At 70.7% G+C, this 18,521-nt stretch carries 18 protein-coding genes and 1 pseudogene; 8 read left to right on the forward strand and 11 right to left on the reverse strand.

Going from position 1 to position 18,521, the window contains the following annotated elements:
• Window position 1 precedes the first annotated feature (1 nt).
• Both NKI68_RS15270 and NKI68_RS15275 read right to left on the reverse strand, forming a co-directional pair.
• On the reverse strand, window positions 2-1,015 hold the full coding sequence (locus NKI68_RS15270; RefSeq protein WP_254543967.1) for a TIGR04024 family LLM class F420-dependent oxidoreductase: 1,014 nt from the start codon (window positions 1,013-1,015) through the stop codon (window positions 2-4).
• Window positions 1,012-1,791 carry an SDR family NAD(P)-dependent oxidoreductase gene (locus tag NKI68_RS15275; protein ID WP_254543968.1) on the reverse strand — a complete coding sequence of 260 codons (780 nt, stop codon included), beginning with the start codon at window positions 1,789-1,791 and terminating at the stop codon, window positions 1,012-1,014. The genes NKI68_RS15270 and NKI68_RS15275 overlap by 4 nt, the downstream gene beginning before the upstream one ends.
• Window positions 1,792-1,953: 162 nt before the next feature.
• On the opposite strand from NKI68_RS15275, the gene NKI68_RS15280 reads away from it, so the two are divergent.
• From NKI68_RS15280 to NKI68_RS15290, 3 genes are all read left to right on the forward strand, one after another.
• The gene (locus NKI68_RS15280; RefSeq protein ID WP_254543969.1) at window positions 1,954-2,928 is read left to right on the forward strand and encodes an MBL fold metallo-hydrolase; all 975 of its coding nucleotides are present in this window, start codon (window positions 1,954-1,956) and stop codon (window positions 2,926-2,928) included.
• A gap of 100 nt (window positions 2,929-3,028) precedes the next feature.
• Window positions 3,029-3,739: an HAD family hydrolase gene (locus NKI68_RS15285; protein WP_254543970.1), complete on the forward strand. Its 711-nt coding sequence runs from the start codon at window positions 3,029-3,031 to the stop codon at window positions 3,737-3,739.
• Window positions 3,740-3,863: 124 nt separating this feature from the next.
• Complete coding sequence (locus NKI68_RS15290) at window positions 3,864-4,640, forward strand: SDR family NAD(P)-dependent oxidoreductase (protein ID WP_254543971.1); 777 nt, start codon at window positions 3,864-3,866, stop codon at window positions 4,638-4,640.
• A gap of 49 nt (window positions 4,641-4,689) precedes the next feature.
• On the opposite strand, the gene NKI68_RS15295 is transcribed toward NKI68_RS15290, so the two are convergent.
• From NKI68_RS15295 to NKI68_RS15305, 3 genes are all read right to left on the reverse strand, one after another.
• Complete coding sequence (locus NKI68_RS15295; protein ID WP_254543972.1) at window positions 4,690-6,687, reverse strand: AMP-dependent synthetase/ligase; 1,998 nt, start codon at window positions 6,685-6,687, stop codon at window positions 4,690-4,692.
• A 102-nt stretch (window positions 6,688-6,789) separates the two neighbouring features.
• A complete protein-coding gene (locus tag NKI68_RS15300; protein ID WP_254543973.1) occupies window positions 6,790-7,281 on the reverse strand; it encodes a macro domain-containing protein in 492 nt (163 codons plus the stop codon).
• A 100-nt stretch (window positions 7,282-7,381) separates the two neighbouring features.
• Entirely contained in the window at window positions 7,382-8,371 is a 990-nt protein-coding gene (locus NKI68_RS15305; RefSeq protein WP_254543974.1) for a CapA family protein, read from the reverse strand.
• Between the two features lie 553 nt (window positions 8,372-8,924).
• Between NKI68_RS15305 and NKI68_RS15310 the strand changes: the two are divergent.
• Window positions 8,925-9,119 (forward strand): annotated as a pseudogene (locus NKI68_RS15310) (zinc ribbon domain-containing protein); the annotation flags it as partial.
• A gap of 476 nt (window positions 9,120-9,595) precedes the next feature.
• Here the strand turns inward: NKI68_RS15310 and NKI68_RS15315 are convergent.
• Window positions 9,596-10,576, reverse strand: coding sequence for an LLM class flavin-dependent oxidoreductase (locus NKI68_RS15315; protein WP_254543975.1), 981 nt, complete (start codon window positions 10,574-10,576; stop codon window positions 9,596-9,598).
• Window positions 10,577-10,649: 73 nt separating this feature from the next.
• On the reverse strand, window positions 10,650-11,810 hold the full coding sequence (locus NKI68_RS15320) for a CaiB/BaiF CoA transferase family protein (RefSeq protein WP_254543976.1): 1,161 nt from the start codon (window positions 11,808-11,810) through the stop codon (window positions 10,650-10,652).
• Window positions 11,811-11,989: 179 nt separating this feature from the next.
• On the opposite strand from NKI68_RS15320, the gene NKI68_RS15325 reads away from it, so the two are divergent.
• Both NKI68_RS15325 and NKI68_RS15330 read left to right on the forward strand, forming a co-directional pair.
• Complete coding sequence (locus NKI68_RS15325; protein ID WP_368410956.1) at window positions 11,990-13,618, forward strand: long-chain fatty acid--CoA ligase; 1,629 nt, start codon at window positions 11,990-11,992, stop codon at window positions 13,616-13,618.
• Between the two features lie 67 nt (window positions 13,619-13,685).
• Entirely contained in the window at window positions 13,686-14,909 is a 1,224-nt protein-coding gene (locus NKI68_RS15330) for an acyl-CoA dehydrogenase family protein (protein ID WP_254543978.1), read from the forward strand.
• Between the two features lie 20 nt (window positions 14,910-14,929).
• Here NKI68_RS15330 and NKI68_RS15335 read toward each other — a convergent pair whose 3' ends face one another.
• Complete coding sequence (locus tag NKI68_RS15335) at window positions 14,930-15,400, reverse strand: peroxiredoxin family protein (RefSeq protein WP_254543979.1); 471 nt, start codon at window positions 15,398-15,400, stop codon at window positions 14,930-14,932.
• Between the two features lie 76 nt (window positions 15,401-15,476).
• On the opposite strand from NKI68_RS15335, the gene NKI68_RS15340 reads away from it, so the two are divergent.
• Window positions 15,477-15,722, forward strand: a complete 246-nt coding sequence (locus NKI68_RS15340) for a glutathione S-transferase N-terminal domain-containing protein (RefSeq protein WP_254543980.1) — start codon at window positions 15,477-15,479, stop codon at window positions 15,720-15,722.
• Between the two features lie 66 nt (window positions 15,723-15,788).
• On the forward strand, window positions 15,789-15,947 hold the full coding sequence (locus NKI68_RS23945) for a DUF7563 family protein (protein WP_438267783.1): 159 nt from the start codon (window positions 15,789-15,791) through the stop codon (window positions 15,945-15,947).
• Between the two features lie 9 nt (window positions 15,948-15,956).
• On the opposite strand, the gene NKI68_RS15345 is transcribed toward NKI68_RS23945, so the two are convergent.
• From NKI68_RS15345 to NKI68_RS15355, 3 genes are all read right to left on the reverse strand, one after another.
• Window positions 15,957-16,358, reverse strand: a complete 402-nt coding sequence (locus NKI68_RS15345; RefSeq protein ID WP_254543981.1) for a cupin domain-containing protein — start codon at window positions 16,356-16,358, stop codon at window positions 15,957-15,959.
• Between the two features lie 34 nt (window positions 16,359-16,392).
• Complete coding sequence (locus NKI68_RS15350; RefSeq protein ID WP_254543982.1) at window positions 16,393-17,145, reverse strand: SIR2 family NAD-dependent protein deacylase; 753 nt, start codon at window positions 17,143-17,145, stop codon at window positions 16,393-16,395.
• 127 nt (window positions 17,146-17,272) lie between these two features.
• A complete protein-coding gene (locus NKI68_RS15355) occupies window positions 17,273-18,481 on the reverse strand; it encodes an acyl-CoA dehydrogenase family protein (protein ID WP_254543983.1) in 1,209 nt (402 codons plus the stop codon).
• Window positions 18,482-18,521 lie beyond the last annotated feature (40 nt).

Consider the following 18,521-nt stretch of genomic DNA (forward strand, 5'->3'; position numbering starts at 1 on the left):
ATCATCGCCCGCTCTCCGTCGGCGCGAGCGCGTCGATGGTCGCACCGATCTCGTCGGGGTCGGCCCCCCGCGGGAAGGAGACGGAGACGGCGTCGACGCCGTCGATGGCCTCGAACTCGGCGAGCCGCTCTCCGGCCTCGTCGGGTGTCCCCGCGACCGCGAGCGAGTCGAGCAGGTCGTCGTCGACGGCGGCCATCGCGGCCGCGCGGTCCCCGTCCTGCCAGGCGTCGTACACCGCGCGGGCGGTCTCCTCGTACCCCTGGCGGGCGAGGTTGTCGCGGTAGAACGTGCCCATCCCTCCGACGTAGAACGCGGTGTGTTGCCTGACGAGTTCGCGGGCGCGCTCGCGGTCGGGGAGCGCGGCGCAGGTCAGCGCGAGCGTGACGCGCACGTCGTCGGAGTCGCGCTCGCCCTTCTCGGCCCCGCGTTCGAGGTCCTCGACGCGATCGGCGATCCCGTCGGCGGTGAGCATGAGCGCGTGCCAGCCGTCGGCGAAGCGCCCCGCTAGCTCGACCGCCTTCGGTCCCATCCCGGCCACCTCGACCGGCGGGACGGGGTCCGGGGGCGTACAGCGCAGGCGGAAGCCAGAGAGGTCGAAGTACTCGCCGTCGTACTCCACCTCCTCGCCCGAGAGCACCCGCTTTACGACGTCGACCGTCTCGCGCGTCCGGCGGAGCGGGTTGCCGTAGTCGACGCCGTGCCAGTTCTCGATGACGATGGGGCCACTCGGACCGAGGCCGAGGCGGAAGCGACCCCCCGAGACCTCCTGTAGCGTGGCCGCGGTCTGGCCGATGAGTGCCGGCGAGCGCGAGTAGATCGGCATGATGCTCGTCCCGAGGTCGATCGAGTCGGTGCCCTCGGCGATGCTCGTCAGCACGACGGCCGCGTTTCGCCCCCACGTCTCGGGGATCCACGCCGCGTCGTAGCCGAGGTCCTCGGCGCGCCGGGCCTGCTCGACGAACGCCCCGACGCTCGCCTGGGCCGCGACCGGGAGGAAGACGTCTCTGTCGGTCATATCTCGGTGGTCTCCTCGATCCGCGGGACGCCGCGTGCCACGATCGTCTCGCCCACGACGTACGAGGAGGCGTCGCTGGCGAGGAACTGCACGACGTCGGCGATCTCCTCGCTCAGGCCGATCCGCCGCTTCACCTCGTGTCGGTCGATCTCGTCGGCGGTGACGCCCATCTGGCTCGCGACGCCCGGCGTGGCGACGAACCCCGGCGCGACGCAGTTGACGCGCACGTCGTCGCCCGCCCACTCGTAGGCGAGCGTCGTCGTGAGGTTCACCACGCCCGCCTTCGCCGCGCCGTAGTGGCTCATGTACGGCGACCCGTCGGTGCCCGCGACGCTCGCGAGGTTGACGATGCTCCCGCCGCCGTGCTCGCGCATGTGAGCGCCGGCGGCCTGCGAGCAGTGGAACGTGCCGTGGAGGTTGATGTCCACGATCGTCTTCCAGCCGTTCTCCGAGATGTCGTCGAACCCGGCCATGAACGACGCGCCCGCGTTGTTGACGAGGACGTCCAGCCCGCCGAACTCCTCGACGGTCGCCTCGACCAGCGCCTCGACGGCGGGCCGGTCGCGCACGTCGCACTCGACCGCGAGCACGTCGCCCGGCGCGCCGGACTCGCGGATGCCCGCCGCGACCTCGTCTACCTTCTCCTGGGAGCGCGAGGAGACGACGACGTTCGCGCCGTCCCCGGCGAAGCGCTCCGCGGTCACCCGTCCGATCCCCTGCGAGGACCCGGTGACGACGACGGTCTTCCCCGCCACGCTGAACTGTTCGGTGCTCATCCGATCTCACCCTGGCTCTCGATTACCATCGTTCACGTCTACAACCGTGCGGTATAACATTAGTCCGACGGTCGCCGCGAGCGGTTACCATCGCTAGGCGAGCCGCCGGCGAGCGCTGACGGGAACACCACCCTTATCGCCCGCCGGCGGGTTGCTCCACCGATGACGGATCGCCGGAGCGACGCGCCGCCCGCCGTCCACCGCATCGAGTTCGACGTGGAGTGGCCGCCGGGACACGTCGCCAGCTACCTCGTGGACTGCGACGAGCCGACGCTGATCGACGCCGGGATGCCCGGATCCGACGCGGAGCGCGTCCTCCGCGAGCGCCTCGCCGAGTGCGGGCGCGACCTCGCGGACGTCGAGCACCTCGTCCTCACGCACCCCCACGTGGATCACGTCGGACAGGTCGGCGCGGTCGTCGAGGCGGCCGATCCGACCGTGTACGCCCCCGCGGGGATCCGCGAGCGGTTCGACCGCGACGCGGACGACCTCGCCGCCGCCGTCCGCGCGAACGCCGTCGGCGCGGGGCTGACCGGCGACGCGCTCGACACCGCCGTCTCGATGGCCGTCGGGTCGCTGGAGCGGAACCGCGACCTCCTCCCGCCCGCCGCCGTCGACGTGTGGGTGTCGGACGGCGAGCGCGTCGAGGTGGCCGGGACACCCGTCGAGGTGATCCACACGCCGGGCCACCAGGCGGATCACTGCTGCTTCCGGGTCGACCTCGGCGAGCCGACGCTCGTCTCCGGCGACGCGGCCATCGAGCCGTTCCGACCGGTCGCCCTCCACGTCGGCCTCGACCGCGGCGTCGAGGGGGCCATCGCCGCCTTCTACGGCGCGCTCGACCGCCTCGCCGCGGTGGACGTCGCGCGCGTCTACCCCGGCCACGGCCCCGTCCACGACGACCTGGCGGGGGCGGTCGCCCGCGACCGCGCGTCCCTCGACCGCACGCTCGATCGGACGGCGGAGCGGGTCGAGGCGGGGGCGGAGACGGCCGCCGAGATCGCCCGCGAGCGGGCGGGCGACCGTGACATCGCCTACATCATCGCGGAGGTGGTGGGCGCGCTCCGCCACCTCGAGGCCGAGGGGCGGATCGACGCGACCGTCGAGGACGGCGTCCGGCGCTACCGACCCCGGTAGCCCGTCCGAACGCCGACGGTACCGATCCCGCGACCGCCGCCGTCGCCGCCCCCGACGTCGGCCGCGATAGCTTCATTAGCCCCTCGCCCGGCCATCCGCCATGGCCGACTACGACGCCGTCTTCTTCGACATCGGGGGCGTGCTACTCGACCTCTCGTCGGTTCGGTCGGGGTACGTCGCCTTCCTCGAGGCGTTCGCCGACGAACAGGGCATCGACGACCCCGACGGGCTGATCGAGGACTGGAAGCGGGCGCTCGGGTCGTACTTCGCGTCGCGCGACGGGACCGTCTACCGGACGGCCCGGCCGGGCTACCAGCGGGCGCTCGAGGCGGCCGTCGGGCGGGAGGTGGCCGAGGAGGAGTGGTTCCCCCTGTTCGCGGAGTCGACGCTCGAACACGTCCAGCCGTCCCGGTTCGCCAAGGAGGTGGTCTCGACGCTCGACGACGCGGGCCACTACCTCGGCGTCATCAGCGACATCGACCACTGGGAGGCAGAGCGCATCCTCGGGAAGTTCGACGTACTCAGACACTTCGACCACGTGACGACCAGCGAGGAGGTCGGACGGACGAAGCCCGACCCGGCGATGTTCGAGGCCGCGCTCGGGAAGGCTCCCGAACACGTCGAACCGGGGCGCTCGCTCTACGTCGGCGACCGCTACCGCCACGACATGCGCGGCGGCTCGCGGGCGGGCCTCGTCACCGTCGCGCTCGGGGGGAGCGCCGCCGAGCGGGCCGCGGAGGACCCACACGACGCGGTGGACTACGTCGCGGCGGACCTGTCGGACCTGCTCGAGATCGCCGGCCTGCGGTGAGCGCCGGGGGCGACCCGTCCCGCCGACCTCGACCGCGCCGGATCGCTCGCGCCTCGGCGGTTAAAAACGGTCGCGCATGCCGCAGGGTAACTATTTGAGCGGCCTGCGCGTCGTACCGCCCGCAATGGACTTCGGACTCGACGACAGGACGGCCCTCGTGACCGGCGGGGGCGGGCGGATCGGGAGCGAGGACTGCCGCGTGCTGGCGGCGGAGGGCGCGGAGGTGATCGCCCTCGACGTGGACCTCGACGCGGCCGAGCGAGTGGCGGACGAGATCGAGGAATCGGGCGGGACGGCCCACGCGGTCGCGTGCGACCTCACCGACCGCGAGGACGTGGCCGACACCGTCGCCGCGCTGGAGGAGGAGACCGGCGGCATCGACGTGCTGATCAACAACGCGGCGATGGTCGACGCCCGCGCGCGGGTGAAGGACTACGACGACGAGATCTGGGACCGCGACGTGTCGATCAACCTCACCGGGGCCTACAACGTCACCCGGGAGGTGTTCCCCGGCATGCTCGAACGCGAGTGGGGGCGGGTGATCAACATGTCCTCGATGGCGGGCTGGCAGGGCGGCTTCGGGCAGCTCTCCTACGCCGCGACGAAGGCGGCGCTCATCGGCTTCGGCAAGACGCTGGCGCTCGAGGGCGCGCAGAAGGGCGTCACGAGCAACGTCGTCGCGCCGAACATCGTGGTCGAGGCGCTGGCCGACCTGCCCATCGAGCAACTGGAGGAGGTCGACCCGTACTTCGCCCGCATCGCCAGGGCGACTCCCATGCGCAAGCTGGGGACGGAGGCGGACGTGGCGACCCTGATCGCCTTCCTCTGCTCCGAGCAGGCGGGGTACGTCACCGGGCAGGTCGTCGGCGTCACCGGCGGCATCGACCTCTTCAGCTTCTGACGATCCCGAGGCGTCGACGGGGGGACCGCCGACCGACCTCGGGAACGGCTCAGTCGTTCGCGTTCGCGTCCGCGGCGGCGCGCTCCCGCGGGCGGTCGTAGATCCTCCGCACCTCCTCCTCGTAGCGCGCGAGGACGTTGCGGCGCTTCTTCTTCAGCGAGGGCGTGAGCAGGTCGTTCTCCGGCGTCCACTCCTCGGGGACGAGTTCGAAGCGCTTGATCCGCTCGTACGTCTCCAGGCCCTCGTTGACGCGCTCCACGGCCTCGCCGACGAACGCGCGAACGCGCTCGTCCTCGCAGACGGCCGCCGGGTCGTCCGGGAGGTCGACGTCCTGCTCGCGCGCCCACTCGCGGACGGCCTCGAGGTTGGGGACGACGAGCGCCCCGACGAACTTCTCGTCGTCGCCGACGACCATCACCTGTTCGACGCGGTCGACGGTGGCGAACGCGTCCTCGATGGGACCGGGTGCGACGTTCTTGCCGGTCGAGAGCACGAGCAGTTGCTTGAGGCGGTCGCGGAAGATCAGGTAGCCGTCCTCGCTCTGCTCGACGATGTCGCCGGTTCGGAGGTACCCGTCGTCCGTGAACGCCGCCTCGGTGGCGTCGGGTCGGTTCCAGTACCCCGCCGTCACGTTCGGACCCCGCACCAGCAACTCGCCGACCCGTCCGCCCGCCTCCTCGGGCGATCGCTGATCCGCGGGGACGACCGACTCGTCGAGCCGCACCTCCACGTCCACGAGCGGCGGACCGAGCGTCCCCGGGCGGATGTCCTCCGGCGGGTTGGCGGAGACGACGGGGGCCGTCTCGGTGAGGCCGTACCCCTCGCAGATGGTCAGCCCCATGCCGACGAACAGCCGGGCGAGATCCGTAGAGAGGCTCCCGCCCCCGCTGATGAACAGCTCGACGTTCCCGCCGAGGCCCTCGCGGACCGTGCTGTAGACGAGGCGGTCGGCGAGGGCGTGCTGGAGGCGGAGGAGCGGGCCGGGGGCCTCCGTTCGCGCCCGCTCTCGGGCGACCCCGACGGCCCACTCGAAGATCCGCGACTTGATCTTCGACTCGCTCGCCTGCTCGCGCATCCCGCTGAAGATGCGCTCGTAGATGCGCGGGACGCTCGTCGCGCCCGTCGGCCTCACCAGTTTGATGTCGTCCGCGACGGTGTCCGTGCTCTCGGCGTAGGCGACGCACGTCCCGCTCGCGAACGGGACGAAGTGCCCCGCCGTGCGCTCGAAGACGTGCGCGAGCGGGAGAAACGAGAGCGTCGTCGAGTCGTCGTCGATCGTCGGTACCTCCGGCGGGCGGTCCGGGCGCGGGCCGAAGCGCTTGCGGACCTGATTGACGTTCGCCCGGAAGTTGCCGTGCGTGAGCTGTACGCCCTTCGGCTCGCCAGTCGTCCCCGACGTGTAGATGAGGCTCGCGAGGTCGTCGAGGTCGCGCGAGTCGAGCCAGGACCGGTACTCGCCCTCGTCGAACGCCTCGCGGCCCCGCTCGTACACCTCCCCGAGCGTGAACACGTCGTCGCGGTCCTCGCGCCCGCCCCCCTCGTCGATCACCGCGATAAACGAGAGGTCGAGGTCGTCCTCCACCTCGAGGACGCGATCGAGCGACTCGCCGTTCTCGACGACGACGCCCGTCGCGCCCGGGTCGGAGAGCAGGTACCGCACCTGCTCCGGGGTCGATTCGACGTACACGGTCGTCACGACCGCGCCCGCCGCGAGGAGCGCGAAGTCCGCCTGCGCCCACTCCATCCTGGTGTTCGCGAAGATCCCGACGCGATCGCCGGACGCGACGCCGAGGTCGCGAAAGCCCGCCGCGAGCGCGCGGACGATCCCGCGCATCTCCGCGTACGTGAGCGTCGCGTAGTCGCCGCTCGGAGCCGCGGGCACCGCGCCGGCCGCCACGAGCGAGCGGTCGTACACGCCCCCCTTGTACCGCTGGGCCGGCCGGTTCGCGTTGCGCTCCGCGCTCGCCTCGAACAGGTGCGGGATCGTGTCGTCGCCGATCACCTCGTCGGCGTACGCACGCTCGGCGCGCTCCCTGTCGCTCGTCACGGCATCACCGGGTCGGTTCTATTCCACCCTATCATTGATTATGGTTTGTGGGGTGCACCCATATGACTCTCCTTGAACTGGCAGCCGCGGAGAACGAGTTGTCTAGCCCTCCGCGACCTCCCGGAGTACGTCGTACGCCTCCTGGCCGTAGGCGACGACGCGCACGTCCGAGAGCGCCGCCGGTTCGAACGCCCGCACCTCCTCGCAGACGATCCTCGCCCCTTCGCGGAGGTCGAACCCCGCGGCCCCGGTGCCGAGTATCGGAACCGCCACGGACGTACAGCCGAGGTCGTCAGCGAGTTTCAGACTGCTGCGCGTCGCCTCGCGGACGCTCTCGGCGGTGGCGCGCCCCCCGGCGGGCATCGCGGCGGCGTGGACGACGTAGTCGGCGGGAAGGTCGAACCCGTCCGTCTCCACCGCCCCGCCCAGTTCGATCGGTCCCTTCGCGACCGCGGCCTCGGCGAGCGCCTCGCCGCCCGCGCGCCGGAGCGCCCCCGCGACGCCCGACCCCATCGCGAGGCCGGTGTTCGCCGCGTTCACGACGGCGTCGACGTCCTCCCGGGCGACGTCACCCTCCTCGACGGTGAACTCCATGGCTTTGCTCGCTCCCCGAGGTACAAAGGGGTGTTCACGGTCACCGTATCGCACAGCTGCGAGGGCGGTCCGCGTCGATGGCGTCGCGGCCGTCGGATCGTCACACCTCGAGGACGAGCGCCTCCCCCTCCCGCTCGAACTCGGTGTCGAACCGCTTCGAGCGGTCGCGCACGCGCTCGCGACACCAGCGCGCGGCGTCGCCGCGCGCCTCGTGGACGCGGTAGTCGCGGATCTCCGTGGGGTGCAGGCGGACCTCCTCGATCGCCGCGTCCGCGCGAACCTCGAACAGGAAGCTCCGATCGTTCCTGAGATCGGGGTCGACGGCGTAGTCGTCGACGAAGTCTCCCGCGTCGTAGAGGATCGGCGCGCCGTCGTACACCTCGATCCCGTGGAAGACGTGGGCGCTGTGGCCGTGGATGAGGTCGACGCCCCGGTCAACGAGCCAGCGGGCGAACGCCTCGAACGCGGGCGGGGGCTCCGTGACCATGTTCGGTCCCCAGTGGAGCGACGCGACGAGGAGGTCGGGGGAGGGTTCGCTCGCCCGCGACAGCGCCTCCCCCGCGCGACGGCGGGTCCTCTCGTTCTCGACGTCGATCTCGACGTGCGCGGTCCCCGGCGCGTCCGCCGTGGCGGCGTACTCGGGGGTGTTGTCCGTGAGCGAGACGACCGCGACGTCGAGACCGTCGATCGTCACGCGGGCGGGTTCGAGCGCCGCGTCGAGGTCCCGCCCCGCGCCGGCGTGAGCGATCCCCGCCGCGTCGAGGTGGTCGAGCGTGTCCTCCAGCGCCACCTCCCCGAAGTCGAGGACGTGGTTGTTCGCGAGCGCGCAGCAGTCCACGCCCGCCGTCTCGAGGGCCGGGATCGCCCACCTCGGATCGGCCCGGAAGTGGAACGGGCGGTACGTGCGCGTCCAGCGCGTCCCCCGCGTCGAGAGACAGCACTCGAGGTTGACGAGCGTCGCGTCGAGGTCCCGCAGGCGATCGAGGACGGTCCCCCAGACGGCTTCCGGGGGCCGGCGACGCTGGCGCTCGTCGACCGTCCGCCCGAGCATGACGTCGCCCGTCAGTCCGATCCGTCTCGTCCCCGCCATCCCCTCGCCATTGGCGTGCCGCGGACAAAACGCCTTCTGCGATTCGCGGCGGTTGTGCGGAGTCCTCCCCCGTGAAGAGCGACACGCGTCCGATACGATCAGGTTTCGCGGCTATTCCGGGTCGATCGTTCGTCACGCGAGCCGATAAACCAAAAGACTCTCAAGTCTCCACCTGATCCGTCGGGATAGGGCGAGATCCCTGCCACGATACGGGTCGATGACGGGCGGACTCGGGCCGGTCCGAAATCATCACACTCGTTCCGAGTCCGACCCCGTGACCCCGGCCGGACGGGGAGCCCGAACCGGGCGATCGCCCTCTCGTGTGCCATCACGGCGCTTCGCACGCCGGTGGGTTCGTGTGCCATTCGAACGTCGTGCCACCGGCCGTGCGACGCCTTCTGCGCGCTATCGACGGCGAGCGCGGCCGTCGTCTCGTTCGATAACTCTTACAGAAAGACGAGGGGAAAGTCCACGACTAAAGTCGTGGGCTGAATCCGACAAACAACGACACGACCTACGAGCGATAGCAAGCCCGAGTCTCCAACGTCAGGGTGTTCTTTCGACGCACTGGTCGCCGCGTGTGAACGAGAAACCACACGATTTCTGGGCGTACCGCCGATTCATCAGCCGCCTCGAAGACGTGTGTGAGGAATACGGCATCACGGTTGAGGAAGAATCCGAGGCGTGGACGAGTCAGGAGTGCCCCGAGTGCGGCGAACGCGACGCAACCGTTCGCCACGAGGGTACCTCGCGCTCGCACGGACAGCCGTGAAGGGCACCATCAACCGTTTCCTACGTCCGTTCCGCGCAGCCCGGAATCAACGCTACCTGAATTCGACACTGTCCCATGGTCGATCGGCGTCGGGTTCCCTTCCGACACTCTCTCGACCCCGTCGAGGCGATGACGTATACGACACGAGACCCGAGCGAGCGGGTAGCCATCCAGCGCACCCAGTGTTGAGAACCGACGAAAGCAATCGGCCGAATCCCTCGAACGAGGTTGTTGTCGCACACGTACGGTGAGATCATCGATCACGATATTGTCTACAACGCGCTCCAGGATCTCGACCGTTATCGGCTGTTCGTCCGGGCGGTCCGGAACTACCTCGATTCCGTCGACGCGCTTGACGACGGACTCCGTCGAGGCGCAGACGGAGACGACACAAACGCCATCGCGCTGAACGAGTACCGATTCCGCACCGCGACCTCCCGTCCCGGAGCGCCCTACAGCCGCTCGGGGGCGAGTTCCTCCAGCGTCCGCTCGGCGAGATCCCCCGCGCCGTTGGGGATGGTGACGAGCGGGCGGTCGATGACGTCGACCGCCGCGACCTCGCGCAACTGCTCGCGCGCCTCCTCCGGCGACCCCGCGACGCCGAGCGCCCGCACCATCCCGTCGGTGACGGCCGCGGTCGCCTCGCCGCGGTCACCGTCGCGCCACAGCGTCGCCACCCGCTCCGCCTCCTCGGGGAAGCGTCCGGCGACCGCCCGCTCGTACCCCCTGCCGCTACCCACGTAGTAGGCGAGGTGCTCGCGCACCTTCTGGCGGGCCTCCTCGCCGTCGTCGCTGACGCACGCGGGGACGTACGGCGCGACGGCGACGTCGTCCGGGTCGCGGCCCGCCTCCTCCGCGTGCTCCGCGACGTACTCGAACGCCTCGGGGAGGTCGCGGAAGGGGACGTTGTGGGGGATCCAGCCGTCGCAGAGGCGGGCGACGACCCGGCGGTTCGCCCTCCCGAGCGCCGCGTGGTAGATCGGCACGTCCGCGCCGAGCGCGGGGAAGTCGGCGGCGTGGAACACCTCGCCGTCGTAGTTCACGCGCCCGTCGTCGGCGAGGAACCGCTTCGTCAGCTCGATGGTCTCGTGGGCGCGGCGGACGGGGTTCGGGTCGTCCCAGTCCTGCCCGTGGAGGTCCTCGATCGCCTTTTTCGTGCTCGTCCCGACGCCGAGGGTGAACCGGCCGTCCGAGACGCGGTCGAGCGTCGCCGCGGTCATCGCGAGGACGGCGGGCGTGCGCGAGTAGACGTTGACGATGGCGGTCCCGAGTTCGATGCGGTCGGTCCGCGCGGCGACGTCGGTGAGCCTGACGATCGCGCTCTCGTGCCAGAGTTCGGGGACCCAGGCGGAGTCGTAGCCCAGTTCCTCCGCGCGGATCGCGAAGTCGGTCGGGTCGGAGACAGCCGCCGGGACGAGGACGCCGAGGTGCATGCTACCACCGTCCGGGCGCAGGTACATAAATGGTCACTCGCGCCGTCGGATCGTCGGCGCGTTCGTTCCCCGATTACTTCACCGCGCCCGCCTCCCGGAGCGCGGCGATGCGGTCCGCGGGGAGTCCGGCCTCGCGCAGCACCTCGTCGGTGTGCTCGCCGTGGCCGGGGACCCGCTCGTCGCCGTCGGGGAGGTCGGTGACGGCGGGGAACCCGAGGCGGGGAGGTGCGCTGTCGCCGCGCTCGATCATCCCCCGGGCCTCGAACTGCGGGTCGCGGACGGCCTCGCGGGGCGAGTAGACCCCGTCGACGGTGCCGTCCACGTCGCGGAACGTCTCCACCCACTCGTCGCGCGGGCGGGTCAGGAACACGTCGGCGAGCGCCTCGCGCAGCGCCGCGCGCTCGTCCGGGTCCTCGGTCATGTGCGCGTCGATCAGGTCCTCGCGGTCGACCGCCTCGCAGAACGCCCGCCAGAACTGCGGTTCGAGTGCGGCGAGGGTGACGTACTCACCGTCGGCCGCCTCGTAGACGTCGTACCAGGGGTAGCCGCCGGTGAGCGGCGTCTCGCCGGGACGGGTGTCCTCGCCCGCGAGCGACTGCGCGGCGAGCGACTGCGAGAACGACAGCACCACGTCGGTCATCCCCACGTCCACGTACGTCCCCTCGCCGGTGCGCTCGCGGGTGAGCAGGGCGCTCACGACGCCGAAGGCGGCGAACAGGCCGCCCGCGAGGTCCGCCACCTGGTAACCGGGCACCACCGGGCGGTCGCGCGGACCGGCGCGCGTCACGTCGAGCAGGCCCGCCCGCCCGACGTAGTTGACGTCGTGGCCCGCGCGCTCCGCCTCGGGACCGGTCTGGCCGTAGCCCGTGACCGAGCAGTAGACGATCTCGGGGTTGCGCGCGCGGAGCGTGTCGTAATCGACGCCGAGGCGATCGACGACGCCCGGCCGGAACCCCTCGATCACGGCGTCGGCCTCCTCGACGAGCGCGTAGACCGCCTCGCGGCCCCCCTCGTCCTTGAGGTCGACGGCGACGCTTCGCTTGCCCCGGTTCACCGCGTCGAACACCGCGCCCACGCCGCGATCCGTCAGCGGTTCCATGTGCCGGGCGTAGTCGCCGGTGCCCGCGTCCTCGATCTTCACCACGTCCGCGCCCATGTCGGAGAGCAGTTGCGTCGCGTAGGGACCGGGGAGCAGTCGCGTCAGGTCGAGCACGCGGATGCCGCGGAGATCCATGCGACGACTCCGGCCGCGGGGGACATATACTGTCGGCCGTGACCGCCGAACGACGTCACCCGACGAGATCGCGTTCACGTCGTACGAGGCGCTGGCGTAGAGCGACGTGCCCTCCCGGGAGAGGGATCGTCGGGCGAACACCTATGCCCTCGGTGTGCGATCACGTCCCACGCGCTATGATGGACGCCCAACTCACCGTGGCCGGGTTGCTCGACCGCGCGGCCGACCTCTTTCCCGACCGTGAGATCGTCACGAAGCGGCCGGACGGGGGCCTCCACCGGTACACCTACGCGGACGCTCACAGTCGGATCTGTCAGCTCGCGCACGCGCTCGACGACCTCGGAGTCGAGCGGGGCGAGCGGATCGCCACCGTCGCGGCGAACGACCACCGCCACCTGGAACTGTACTTCGCGCCGCCGTGCTCCGGCCGGTCGATCCACATGTGCAACGTGCGCCTGCCCGACGAGCACTTCCGGTACATCGTGAACGACGCCGAGGACCGGGTGCTGTTCGTCGACCCGGCGTTCGTCGAGAAGGTGGAGGCCAACGCCGACGCCCTCGAGACCGTAGAGCGGTACGTCGTGCTGGCCGACGAGGTCCCCGAGACCTCCCTCGACCCCGTGATCGCCTACGAGGACCTCGTCGCGGGCTACCCGACGGCGTACGACTGGCCCGACCTCGACGAGTGGGACGAGTGCGGGATGTGCTACACCTCGGGGACGACGGGGAGGCCGAAGGGCGTCGCCTACACCCACCGCGCCATCTACCTCCACAGCCTCATGTGCGGGCACGTCGACGCCAACGGGATCGGCGAGTCCGATGTCGTCCTCCCCGTCGTCCCGATGTTCCACGCCAACGGGTGGGGCATCCCCTACGCCGCGACGTTCGTCGGCGCGAAGCAGGTCCTCCCGGGCGTCCACACCGACCCGGGGTCGGTCGCGGAACTCGTCGCGGACGAGGGGGTGACCGTCTCGGCCGCCGTCCCGACGATCTGGCTGGAGATGGCCGAGTACCTCGACGAGCACCCCGAGGTGGACATCTCGAACGTCGACCGCCTGACCGTCGGCGGGAGCGCCCCGCCCGAGTCCCTCATCCGGCGGTACGACGAGGAGTACGACGCACCGATCGTCCAGGGCTGGGGGATGACCGAGACTACGCCGCTGGGGACGCTCAGCACGCTCCGGAAGGAACTGCGGGATCTCCCGAAGGAAGAACAGTACCGCTACCGCGCCACGGCGGGGATGCCCGTCCCCGGGATCGAGGTTCGGATCCGCGATAGCAGTGGAAACGACGTCCCCCGCGACGGCGAGTCGATGGGCGAACTCCAGATCCGCGGCCCGTGGGTGGCCGGGGAGTACCACAACCGGCCGGACGCGAACCGCGAGTCGTTCACCGAGGACGGGTGGCTCCGGACGGGCGACATCGCGACGATGGACGAGCACGGCTACGTCGACGTCAAGGACCGGACGAAGGACGTGATCAAGTCCGGCGGGGAGTGGATCTCCAGCGTCGAACTGGAGAACGAACTGATGGCCCACGACGCCGTCGCGGAGGCGGCCGTCGTCGCCGTCGACCACGAGACGTGGCAGGAGCGCCCCCTCGCGTGCGTCGTCCTCCGCGAGGGCGCGGACGCCTCCGCGGACGACCTGCGCGAGCACCTCGCAGAGCGCTTCCCGAAGTGGTGGCTCCCCGACGCGATCGAGTTCCTCGATTCGATCCCGCGCACCTCGACCGGGAAGTTCGACAAGCGGACGCTGCGCGAGCAGTACGACGACGTAGTGCTGGAGGGGGAGCGGGAGGAGGCGTGAGGATGGCCGAGAAAGCGTAACGGCGGGGGCACCGAGCGATTAAGTCGCCCCGCCCGAACGTCGAGGTATGACAACGCAGGACGCGCCGTCGTCGGGCGTGAGCTTCGAGACGACCGAGGAGTGGCGGCTCATCCGGTCCAGCCTCGACGAGTTCATAGAGCGGGAGGTGGCGGCGCTCGAGGACGACCTGGGCGAGACGTGGTCGAACCCGCGCCTGCGCCACGAGGCCGACGGCCGCCTCGTCCCGGAGGTGGTCGAGGCGATCGAGGAGGTCCGCCGGCGGAGCGCCGAGGCGGGCTTCTACGCCATGAACGTGCCGGAGGAGGCGGGCGGCGAGGGCGTCTCGAACGTGACGTGGTACCGCGCGAAGAAGCACGTCGCGAGCCACGGCCCCGGCCTGTCGCGGCACGTCCTCGCGGGGCCGGAGGGACCGAAGCCGCTGCTCCTCCAGGCGGAGGGCGAGCAGGTCGAGCGGTACCTGGAGCCGACGGTGCGCGCCGAGAAGTCCGCCGGGTTCGCGCAGACGGAACCCGGGGCGGGCTCGGACTCGCCCGCGATGCGGACGCGCGCGGAGCGCGACGGCGACGAGTGGGTGCTGAACGGCACGAAGCAGTGGATCACGAACGCCCCCTACGCCGACTTCCTGCAGGTGTTCGCGCGGACGACCCCGCGGGAGGAGGCCGGGCGCTACGGCGGGATCACCTGCTTCCTCGTCGAGCGAGACGAGTACGAGGTCGGGAGCCTCAACAACGCCGTCGGCTCCGTCGGCCGGCAGGCCGAGGTCCACCTCGACGACGTGCGCCTCGGCGACGAGCGCGTGCTCGGCGAGGTCGGCGAGGCGTTCTACGCGGCGATGGGCTTCCTCTCGCTCGGGCGGATGGAACTCGGTGCTGAGGCGGTCGGACTGTCGGCGTTCCTCCTCGATCGGGCGACGGCGTACGCGCGGGACCGCGAGGCGTTCGGGCGGCCGATCGGGGCGTTCCAGGGTGTCTCGCACAAACTCGCGGCGGGACGGGCGAAGAGCTACGCGGCCGACGCGGCGGGGTACCGGCTCGCGTGGACGATGGACGAGGAGGAGGAGGCGATCGAGGCGTCCTCGATCTTCAAGTGGTTCGCCACGCGGGCGCTCTGGGAGGTCGCGGACGCGACGGTGCAGGTCCACGGCGGCAACGGCCTGAGCGAGGACAACCCGTTCGTGGACGCGCTGCAGTACGCCCGCATCCTCCGGATCGTCGAGGGGACCGACGAGATACAGCTCGAGACCATCGCGAAGCAGATGGGCGTCAGGTAGGTGGCGGTCCGGAGCCGGCGCTACAGCTCGGTGACCGCCTCCTCGACCGCCTCGCGCGGGACGGGCGAGATCCAGTCGTCGGCCACCCACGCGTCGCGGACGGTCCGCTCTCCGTCGAGGACGAAGACGGCCCGCATCGGCGTCGACGTGTTCGCCATCCCCGCACGCGGGGTGAGGAGGTCGTACGCCTCGCTCGCCGCGCCGTCCACGTCCGCGAACATCCGGAAGGGGCTGTCGAGGTAGCGGACGAAGGCGTTGACGGCGTAGGGGCCGTCCCGGCTGACGCCGAGGACGGGCACGTCGAACGCGTCCCAGCCGGCGCGGTCGTAGCGCTTCCACCAGTTCTCCGCGATGGCGGAGAACGCGAACGCCGAGAACACGAGCACGCCGCCGCCGTCGAGCGCCGTAGAGAGGCGCGTCGAGCGGAACGTCTCGCCGGTACAGAGCAACGACTCGAAGTCGGGGGCGCGGTCGCCGGGGGTCGGTGGCATGGCACACCTCTCGTCGGGACGGAGGAAAAGCCCGCGGTCGTGAGGGTTTTTACCACTGGAACCCCTTCCACCGGTCATGACGCGAACGCTCTACCGGCTGGAGGGCTGTCCGTACTGCGAACTGGTCGTCGACAAGCTCGACGAACTCGACCTCGACTTCGAGAGCGTCTGGGTGGAGGGGCTCCACTCGAAGCGCGACGAGGTGAAGCGCGTCTCCGGCCAGCGCGCGGTGCCGGTGCTCGTCGACGACGAGCGCGGACTCACGATGGGAGAGAGCGCGAACATCGTCGACTACCTCGAACGCTCCTACGGCGCGGCCTGACCGCCGTGTCATTTCAGTCCGAGTGACACACCTATTTATAGATCGATGAGAAACCGTCGGACGAGGATGCCAAGCTGCCAGAACTGCGAGTCGTTTGTGACGGAAGCGTACGTACGAGTGTTCGCCCCGCAGGGGATGGAGTCGGTTCGGGTCTGCCCTCGGTGTGAGGATAAACTGCGCGACGGCGCGGAGATACGCCAGGCGCGGTCGTCGCGCGGGAACTGATCGAGCGGCCTACTCGTCGAGGCTGTGCGGGTCGAGCCCCGGATCGTCGACCGCCGGCGCGCCGAGCGCGAGGACGATCCCCGGCTCGTCGCCGACGTTCCGGTGGCCGTGTCCCGTCATCGGGCCGGCGGCGTAGAACGTCCCCGGCCCGGCCTCGACGATCTCCTCCTCGCCCGACTTGCCGACCTTGAGCGAGAACGTCCCCTGGAGGACGTAGTACAGTTCCTCCTGTTCGGCGTGGGCGTGGTACTGGATCTCCTCGCCGGGGTCGAAGTACCAGAGTTTCACCTTCAGGTTCTCCGTTCCGAGCGCCTCGTCGATCGCCCGGGTGTCGAGGTCCGGGGGGACCTCGTCGATCTGCGAGAGGTCGGTGATCGGGACGTCGTCGGTGTGGACGATCTCGTAGCCCATGCTATGAGGGAACAGGCACGCCGATTACAAATACCTAGTAGTCGGCGAGAGCGTCGCGGATGCGTGGGAGTGCCTCGGTCGCGTCCGCGCGGAAATCGTACTCGGCCCGCCCCGAGAGGGCGGTGCGCTCCCGATTGACGACGACGAGCGTCGCGCCGCGCCCGGCGGCCTCGCGCGGCAGACTGGCGGCCGGTTCGACCGACAGCGACGACCCCACGACGAGGACGGCGTCGGCGCGCTGGGCCATCGCGTGGGCCCGGTACCAGGCGTAGTCGGGCAGTCGCTCCCCGAAGAGCACCACGTCGGGCTTCAGGAGGCCGTCGCAGCGCCGACAGCGCGGCGGGAGGTCGGCGGCGCGGGACCGCACCGCGTCCAGGTCGTCGGTCCCCCCGCAGTCGGTGCAGACGACCCGCTCGCCGTTGCCGTGGAGTTCGACGACGCGGTCGCTCCCGGCCGCCTGGTGGAGGCCGTCGACGTTCTGGGTGATCACGCCCCCGATGTGGCCCTCGCGTTCGAGCGCCGCGAGCGCCTCGTGGGCGCGGTTCGGCTCGCGCCCCTCCCCGTACAGTTCCTCGACGAGGGCGAGGCGGTCGTCCCAGAACCCCTCCGGGTCGGCCTCGAAGCGGCTGATGTGGAAGTCCTCCGGGTCGTAGCGCGTCCAGACGCCGTCCGATCCGCGGAAGTCGGGGATACCGGAGGCGGTGCTCACCCCCGCGCCCGTCATCGCGACCGCGCGCTCCGCGTCGCCGAGCGCGCCCGCCGCGAACCGGAGTTCGTCCTCGTCCATGTGCGCGCAAGGGGACGCGGCCGCAAAAGGGCGCGGGCGGACCTCGAATCGACGAACAGTCGCGGGGACGGGCGGGCGTCGAGCGACGCGAGCGTCGCCTCCGTGTGCGAGAAGGTGGGAGGCCCTCTCAGAACTCGGGGAGGTTCGCCAGTTCGCCCTCCGCTACCTCCTCGAAGGCGTCGCGGGCGATGACGCGCTTGTGGACCTCGTCCGCGCCGTCGACGAGGCGGAACGCGCGAACCGCCTGGTAGAAGTCGGAGATCGGGAGGTCGCGGCTGATGCCCGCGCCGCCGCAGGCCTGCAGGGAGAAGTCGATGGTCTCCTGTGCGGCGTTCGCCGCGAACACCTTGCACATCGAGACGGGGACGCGCGCCTCGCCGCCCTCGGTGATCTCGCGGGCGGCGTGGCGGACCATCGTCCGTGTCGCGTGTAGCCGCGTCTCGTAGTCGGCCACCTCGAACCGGAGAGACTGCTTCTCGTCGAGCGTCGAGCCGAACGCCTCGCGGTCGGCCATGTACGCCTTCGCGATGTCGAGCGCGCGGGTCGCCATGCCGGTGAAGCGCATGCAGTGGGTCAGGCGGGCGGGACCGAGGCGCTGCTGGGCGTGCGTGAACCCCTCGTTTAGCTCCCCGAGCAGGTTCTCCTCGGGGATCCGCACGCCGTCGTACTCGATCTCGGCGTGGCTCTCGTGGATGAGGCCCTGTCCGAGGTGGGGGATGTCGCGGACGACGTTCACGCCGTCGGCGTCGGCAGGGACGAGGAAGAGCGACGTCCCGGCGTAGGGGTGGGCGTCCATGTCGGTGCGCGCCATCACGATCAGCACGTCGGCCTCGCTCCCCTGCGTCGTCCACCACTTGTGGCCGTCGATCACCCACTCGTCGCCGTCCTTCTCCGCCCTCGTGCGCATCATCTTCGGGTCCGACCCCGCCCCCTGCTTGGGTTCGGTCATCGAGAACGCGGAGACGAGATCGCCCGCCACGAGCGGCCGCAGGTACTCCTCCTTCTGTTCCTCGGTGCCGACGAGTTCGATGGTGTGCATGTTCCCCTCGTCGGGCGCGTCGACGCGCATCGCGGGCGCGCCGAGGATCGACCGGCCGGCCTCCTCGAACAGCGGGAGCACGTCGCGGAAGGCGACGCCCATCCCGCCCCACTCCTCGCCGATCTGCGGGCAGTAGACGCCGTACTCGTGGGCCGCCTCGCGCAGGTCGGCGACGACCGAGTCGGGGACCGACCCCTCGCGCTGGTACTCGCGTTCGGTCGGGACGACGACCTCGTTCATGAACTCGCGGGCGCGGTCTCTCAGTTCCAGGGCCTCCGATGAGTCGTGATACTCCATACCATCTCCTACGAGTACACCATTGTAAATGGATAGGTCG

The organism is Halomarina pelagica, from assembly GCF_024228315.1.
GTDB classification, from domain to species: Archaea; Halobacteriota; Halobacteria; order Halobacteriales; family Haloarculaceae; genus Halomarina; species Halomarina pelagica.